The following is a 2,722-nucleotide window of genomic DNA, read 5'->3' on the forward strand; positions in this document are numbered from 1 at the left end:
CCGTCATCGCCGCCGTGGCCGTGGCGGGCGGCGCCGCGGGCGCCCTGCTCGCCCTCCTCGGGCCCGAGGCCGACGGCGACGACGGCCGCGCGGGCGGGCGCGGCGGCGCGTCCCCCTCCGGTTCCGTGCCGCCCGCGCGGCTCGTGGCCGCGGCGGGCGTCGACAAGAGGGGCACCGACGACCGCAGCGGGGTCGTGCCGCAGCACGCGGCGCAGCGCCCCGAGGGCTGGAGGCCGTGGCGCGGGAAGCTCGGCCACGCGCCCATGGACTGCGCCGCCGACACCCGCGCCGTCGTCTGCCTGCTGACCAACGGCACGTACGCGGCGCTGGGTGCCGCCGACGGCAAGCGCCTGTGGGCCTCCGACGGCCGCACCGGCACGGACGACGGCACCGGCGGCGAGGCCTACATCAGCCCCTCCGGCAAGCTCTTCATGCCCGGTGACTCCCTGGTGCCGGTCGTGCGCGGCGGGGCCGCCGTCGTGGCCCACGAGGGGCGCCTCCAGGTACGGGACTCCCGGAGCGGCGCCGTGCGGTGGTCCGCGGACCCGCCCGACGGCAGGTACTTCACGCGCGCCCTCATCGGCGACGGCCTGCTGCTCGCCGCCGCCGAGGCCGAGCGCTCCGACGACAGCGCCGGCACCACCCGGGGCGTGGAGCTCATGGCCTACGCCCTCAAGGACGGCGCCCCCCGCTGGACCGCCCCGCTCAGCACCGACGAACTGGCGGGCGCCGAGTGGCACGGTCAGTACGGGCCCGAACTCGTCCGGCACGGACGGGTCTACGCCGACGCCAAGGAAGGCCTGGTCGCCCTGGACGTCAGGACCGGCCGCCGGGTCGGCCCCGCGTACGACAAGACCCAGTGCCGCTCCGTGATGGCCGTCGGCGCGCAGATCCTGTGCCCCTCCGTCGTCACCGGCGCCTCCGGATTCGGCGACGCCACCGAGGAGCCGCAGACCCGGGTGACCCGGCTCGACGCCGAGACCTTCGCGGCCCAGGGCGCCTTCGGCCTCAAGGCGCCCCCCGTCCAGGCGGGCGGAAACGTCCCGCCGGACGTCGTCGTCAGCGCCGTCGGCCCGAGGACCGCGGTGGCGTACGACGTCCAGCGGCGCAGCCTCCTCGTCGCCGAGACCGGCAAGGGGCGCGTCACCCGCAGGGCGCCGCTGACCGTCGTCGACGACCAGGTCGCGCGCAGCGTCTCCTCGCCGCCGCTGCTCGTCGGCGACCGGGCCCTGACCGCCGACAACACCACCCTGCGCACGGTGCCGCTCACGGCCGCCGGTCAGGTGCGGTCCCTGCGGGTGCCGGGCGCGCCGGGCGACCGCGCCCCGAAGCACGGCGACGACCTCGGCACCGTCATCGCCGACCACCTGCGGCCGCCGACGGTCCTGCCGCTCGGCGGGGTCGCGACGATCGTGTACGACGAGGGCACGGTCGTCTCGGTCCGCATCCCGTCCTGACCCGGCGGCCCCCCGTCCTGACCACCGATGGCTCCCGTCCTGACCCGGCGGACCCCCGTCCTGACCACCGATGGCTCCCGCCCTGACCCGGCGGCCCCGCCCTGCCCACCGCCGGGGCGCCCCCCGTCCCGCCGCCCCCCCCGCGCCCCTGGAGACCCCGTGCTCGAACCGCTGACCGGGCCGCCGCGCCACGTCGGCCCCTACCGGCTGCTCGCCCGCATCGGTGCGGGCGGCATGGGCGAGGTCTATCTCGCCCGCTCCCGCCCCGGCACGCCGCTGGTCGCCGTGAAGACCGTGCGGCCCGACCTGGACGTCGACCACGAGTTCCGGGTCCGCTTCCGCCGCGAGATCGCCGCCGCGCGCGCCGTCTCCGGGCCCGGCACCGCCGCACTCCTGGACGGCGACGCGGACGCCGAAGTGCCCTGGCTCGCCACGGAGTACGTGGCCGGGCCCGCGCTCGGCCAGGCGGTGCGGCGGTGCGGCCCGCTGCCCGTGGCCACCGTGCGCGCCCTCGGCGCCCGGCTCGCGGACGCCCTCGGCGCCGTGCACCTCGCCCATGTCCTGCACCGCGACCTCAAGCCCGGCAACGTGCTCCTCACGCCCGACGGGCCCCGGCTCATCGACTTCGGCATCGCGCAGGCCTTCGACGCGACGGCCCTGACCACGGCCGGCATGGTCGTCGGCACACCGGGCTTCATGGCGCCCGAACAGCTCCTGGGCAGCCACGCCGTGGTGCCCGCGTCCGACGTGTTCGCGCTCGGCGCGGTGCTCGCGTACGCGGCCTGCGGGCGCGGGCCCTTCGACGACCAGGAGATCGCCTCCGTCATCTTCCGCATCACCCAGGGCGACGCGGACCTGTCCGGGGTGCCCGAGGACAGTGGCCTGCGCGAGGCCGTGGCCGCCTGCCTCGCGCCCGCGCCCGAGGACCGGCCGACGGCCCCGGAGCTGGCGGGGCGGCTGGGCGGCGACGGGCACGAGGTGCCGTGGCCCGCCGAGGTCCTGTCGCTGTTCGCCGAGCACCGCGAGGCCGTGCGGCGCTGCGAACGCGACGCCCTGGGGCGGGAGTTCGCGGCGGCGGACACGGTGTCCGGCGGCCCGGGGAGCCCCCCGCGCCCGCCCGCGCCGCCGCCGTCCCTCGCCGCGCCGCCGCCGGGGCCCCCCCCCCCCCCCCCCCCCCCCCCCCCCCCCCCCCCCCCCGGCCCCAACCCCGCGCGCCGCCCCGCGGGGGGCGGGGCCACCCGGGGGAAGCCAGCACCGGCGTGGGC

General features: G+C 78.9%; 2 protein-coding genes. Both read left to right on the forward strand.

What is annotated here, in order from left to right; genetic code table 11:
* The coding region (locus QK440_RS41080; RefSeq protein ID WP_282798371.1) for a PQQ-binding-like beta-propeller repeat protein at window positions 1-1,457 on the forward strand (1,457 nt) is incomplete at its 5' end.
* 159 nt (window positions 1,458-1,616) lie between these two features.
* Window positions 1,617-2,722 (forward strand): serine/threonine-protein kinase (locus QK440_RS41085; protein ID WP_282798372.1); only part of this gene is annotated, 1,106 nt, incomplete at its 3' end.

This window comes from Streptomyces sp. CC224B, from assembly GCF_030010595.1.
Classification (GTDB): domain Bacteria; phylum Actinomycetota; class Actinomycetes; order Streptomycetales; family Streptomycetaceae; genus Streptomyces; species Streptomyces longispororuber.